This window comes from Bacillus sp. S4 (assembly GCF_040838205.1).
Lineage (GTDB): Bacteria > Bacillota > Bacilli > Bacillales > Bacillaceae_G > Bacillus_A > Bacillus_A cereus_U.
On sequence record NZ_JBFPJI010000273.1, the window covers coordinates 1 to 4,572 of the forward strand.

Genomic DNA, 4,572 nt, shown 5'->3' on the forward strand with positions numbered 1-4,572 from the left:
AATCGTTTTTTGAGTAAGAATACTTGCGTTTTGTTATAAAAAAGAAAGTATTCATTATATAAGAAATTTGGTATGATAATTTAATGAGATAAAAGCAGTCTCTATATGTAGTAATAATATGTTTGAGAATATATGTATAAAAGAAAAGAGAAGGAACATGAATAAGAATTTTGTAAAAGGTGCAGCAATTTTAACAATTACAACTTTTTTGTCGAAATTGCTTGGAAGTTTCTTTCAAATTCCATTACAAAATATAGCAGGAGATGAAGTGCTTGGTATTTTTCGCCTCGTGTTTCCTGTATATATGATTGCTCTTACATTGTCAGTAGCTGGTGTACCATTGGCAATTTCAAAATTAATTGCAGAGTTGAAAGAAAAAAATAAGCATAAAGAAATTGCGAAATTATTTAAATCGGCATCAATTATAGGAATGGCTTTTGGTGCATTCGGATGTTTGGTGATTGTATTATTTTCTACTGAAATTGCAAATATGCTTGGTGGGGAAGAAACGAGAGGACCGTTACTGATTACGTCATTGGCTTTACTCGTAGCACCATATATGGCAGTTTATCGTGGTTATTTCCAAGGGTTTGGTGATATGAAACCGACGGGGATATCACAAGTCGTTGAGCAATTTGTACGAGTATTTTTTATGTTAATCATCGCTTATGTATTAGTATATTGGAATGAAAGTAGTGCTGTCATTACTAGTGGGGCAATGGTTGGATCGTTTCTAGGGGTAATAAGTTCCCTTATATATTTACGTAGGACGTACAATAAGAGTCCATACCGCTATAAGGAAGACTCATATTCGCTTAGAGATTTGAGAAAAGATGGAAAGAAAATATTAAAAGTATCTATTCCGATTGCTATAGGAGCTTTATCCATGCCGCTTTTGAATTTAGTAGATTCGCTTACAGTGCCGCATGTGCTGCAAGGGTCGTCGGCAGAAATTCAAGCGCAATTTGGTATATATAGTCGTGGTTTTGCATTCACACAATTAATTGTTGTTTTCGCAAGTGCAATTGTATTTCCGTTAATACCGTTATTAACGTCTGCGTTAGCAAAGAAAAATATGAGTTTGGCAAAAACAACAGTTCAAAATACAAATCTACTCATGCATGTGCTAACAGTCCCGTTAACGATATGGTTAATGGCATTAACAGTTCCATTAAATGTGGGATTGTTCACAGATGCAAAGGGAAGCGGTATGTTAGCTGTTATGATTGGTAGTTCGTATTTTACATCGGTTATGATATTATCGATAGGAGTTTTACAAGGGATTAATCGTTCTGCACAAGCCGCGTGGATTGTTGTCGGAGCGAGTTTTGTGAAAGTATTGTTAAACATAGAGTTAACAAGAAAGTTTGGCATAGATGGAGCGGCGTATAGTACATTGGTTATATATGTGTTAATCTGTATCGTAAATCATCTATACATTCGAAAATATCTTTCCTATTCTATGCACATAGGGAGATTTTTCACTGTAATAGGATTGTCTTGTATTTTAGGATTAGGATTATATGAACTATCTACAATGATAAATGTTACATCTTCAAGAATTATTGCGTTATTATATAGTGGTGTAGCATTTGTTGTTGCAACAATTTTGTATGGGATATGTGCTTTGAAATTAAACTGGATATCAACAAAACAAATACCATTTTTGAAAAAATAAATATAGAACTATGAAATTTTAGAATTGGAATTCGGACGGGCGTATTGAGGGGATATTTGTTTATGTATCGCGTTTTTTAGGTAAGGAGTTGGTGCCAGTTATGATGGATGAAACAATTGGTTACCAAATGTTGGAGGAGATTAAGAGTGCGGTTAGTTTTATCAGGATATTATGGTTTTTATAACGTTGGAGACGAAGCTATTCTACAATCGATTATTGAATCGTTACATAAAGAGAATCCGAATATTGAACTCGTTGTGCTGTCAAATGACCCTGACTATACAAGGAAAATGTACGGAGTTGAAGCGGTAGATCGTTGGAGTATAAAATCGGTTTATAATGCAATTAGAAAAAGTGATGGGCTTATTAGTGGTGGAGGGAGCCTCCTCCAAGATAAAACGAGTGTGAAAAGTATTTTATACTATACGGGCATTATGTGGTTTGCTCGTATGTTAAAAAAACCATATTACATTTATTCACAAGGGATAGGGCCGATTACAAAAAGGCATAATCGATTATTAGTTAAATGGCATTTGTCGAAAGCTGCATATATATCAGTTCGAGATGAGGATTCATTTTTATACTTAAAGGAAATTGGCATGAAAAGGGATATTGAACTGGTTCCAGATCCAGTTTTAACATGGAAACAAAAAAAACAATCAGAGTGGTTACAAACACATTCTCTGCACGGGAAAATCATTGCAGTTAGTGTACGTCACTGGAATGCAAAAGAAGATTATATAAAAAAGTTAGCGGTTGCTTTAAAAAAGTTAAAGCAAGAAGGGTACCAAATTTTATTTGTCCCAATGCATGGTCCGTTTGATCAAAATGCTTCGCGTGAGGTAGTGGATTTAATGGGAGAAGAGACGTATATGCTTCCATATAAAATGGATATTGATGAGAAAATATCTATTTTATCAGAGTGCTCACTTTTAATTGGTATGCGTCTTCATGCTCTTATTTTTTCTGCTGTTGCGAAAACACCGATGGTTGGGATTTCATACGATCCAAAAATTGATTCATTTTTAAGACAGGTGAATCAACCTGTTATAGGAAGTGTTGATGGAGACTGGAGTGCCGAAGATTTATATAAAATTGCTAAAAAGCAAGTGACGCAGCATGAGGAAATACAGCAATCTTTGCAAAGAAGAGTAGATGAGCTTCAATTACAAGGCGAACAAGCAGTAAAGAAACTTATTCATCATATAGAAAAAAACACTCTACAGAAAAAGTAGAGTGTTTTTTTGTTAGTGTACTTCTTTACGTTGAAATCTTTTTTTCATATATTGCGTAATGAGATAGACGCCGTAACCTTGCATAATCATAAACGTAGGTATAATAAAGTAACGATAACGCGATTGTATCTCAATAAATATATGGACTCCCGCGTAACCTAAAATTAATAGGGAGAAGAATAGTAACGTTTTATTTTTTTGTTCTTTTATCGTTTTGATGGAGGCTATGCAAGCAAATATGCAAATGCTTATGTAAGATAATTTTTCTAACGTCCATAGTAATCTTGATAATTCGGGTTTTGCATATCCTTCTAGCCCCCAATAAATGGATGCGTCATAATCTCCCCACATAACTTTAAATTTATTCTTGAATAACAATAATAGCTGTCCTTTATCGGCAATTCTTTCTGTAATGAGCTGTTTTTCAATTTCGAAACGTTCCTCGCCAATTGGATATTGAAAAACAAGTTTATGGTCAGGGAAAGAAAATCCACCTGTTGTATCAGGATTGAATCCGACTACAAATTTCCAATAAGGGTCGCGACTAGATAATGGATATTGTGTAACCCCTGTAGTAATTAATGTATAGCTAAAGATAAAGTGCACGATATAATAAATGCCAAGCATACCAATTAACTTTGATACGACCATTTTTTTATTTATTTTTTGATCACCAATTACATGAGTGATAAGTAAGAAAAGAATGAGCGCTAGTAAAATAACAATACCAATCGGTCTCATAATATCGCCAAATGCAATAAGAATACTAACAAATATCCATGCATACGAATGCGAGATTCCTTTTTTTACGAGAAGATAAAAACCAGCGTAGAATAAAAATGTCGCGAGGTGCTGATTTGTTAAAACAGAAGTCATCATAATGTTAGGGATGTATGTTGCGAAAATAAGTGCTGCGACTCTACCGCTAAATTCGTTAAATAGATGCGAAGCTATGCGATATATAAAGTACGTAATGCCAGTGCAATACAGTATGTTTAGTAATTTAATCGCCAATACACCTTCGCCAAACAATTTTATAACACCAGCTTGATACATAGTAAACCCTAATTGATATACCCAAGTAGTGAAGTATGTTTTGTCCGCGAATGAGAAATTGTTATTTGCTGCATCAACTGCTCCATTATACATTTGTGCGAAATCTTGTACGACATTTGTATGGATTGTTAACACCCATGCAAGGCGCAGTATGAATGCTAGTAAACAAAGAAATATGAGAAATTGTGTTTGAGTAAAGAACCGGTTCACGATAATGGAAATGAATACGATACCGATTAGAACAATCATGAGTGCAACTACAAGTAAAAAGGTGTTGTACTTCGGTTCAGTTATTAAATATTGCAATGAGAAAATAAGAGTCATTGCAAAAAATAATACTGTTAATATTTGCAGTGATTTAAATGCAAATGCATATAATCTAGGCATAATTATCCTCCATAGTATGTAATATCTTTGTAGTTCTTTCTATATAAACAGAAATAACTACGCCATTATATCATAAAGGATTTCACGGTTGTAAAAGGAAAGAGGTACGAAAGAATAATATCTAATTTATATATTATTCTTATATAATAAAATACGTATTTTAAAAAGGCTTTATATTAATTTTTATTTATCATGTTTATATAATTAGTATATAAT

At 33.5% G+C, this 4,572-nt stretch carries 3 protein-coding genes; 2 read left to right on the plus strand and 1 reads right to left on the minus strand.

Going from position 1 to position 4,572, the window contains the following annotated elements:
* Positions 1-157: 157 nt before the first annotated feature.
* Both AB3X48_RS18280 and csaB read left to right on the plus strand, forming a co-directional pair.
* Positions 158-1,678 (plus strand): putative polysaccharide biosynthesis protein, encoded by a 1,521-nt coding sequence (locus AB3X48_RS18280; protein ID WP_367959788.1) that lies wholly within the window; start codon positions 158-160, stop codon positions 1,676-1,678.
* A gap of 146 nt (positions 1,679-1,824) precedes the next feature.
* Entirely contained in the window at positions 1,825-2,913 is a 1,089-nt protein-coding gene (gene csaB / locus AB3X48_RS18285) for a polysaccharide pyruvyl transferase CsaB (RefSeq protein ID WP_016103853.1), read from the plus strand.
* A gap of 12 nt (positions 2,914-2,925) precedes the next feature.
* Here the strand turns inward: csaB and AB3X48_RS18290 are convergent, their stop codons facing one another.
* A complete protein-coding gene (locus AB3X48_RS18290) occupies positions 2,926-4,356 on the minus strand; it encodes a glycosyltransferase family 39 protein (RefSeq protein ID WP_016103854.1) in 1,431 nt (476 codons plus the stop codon).
* Positions 4,357-4,572 lie beyond the last annotated feature (216 nt).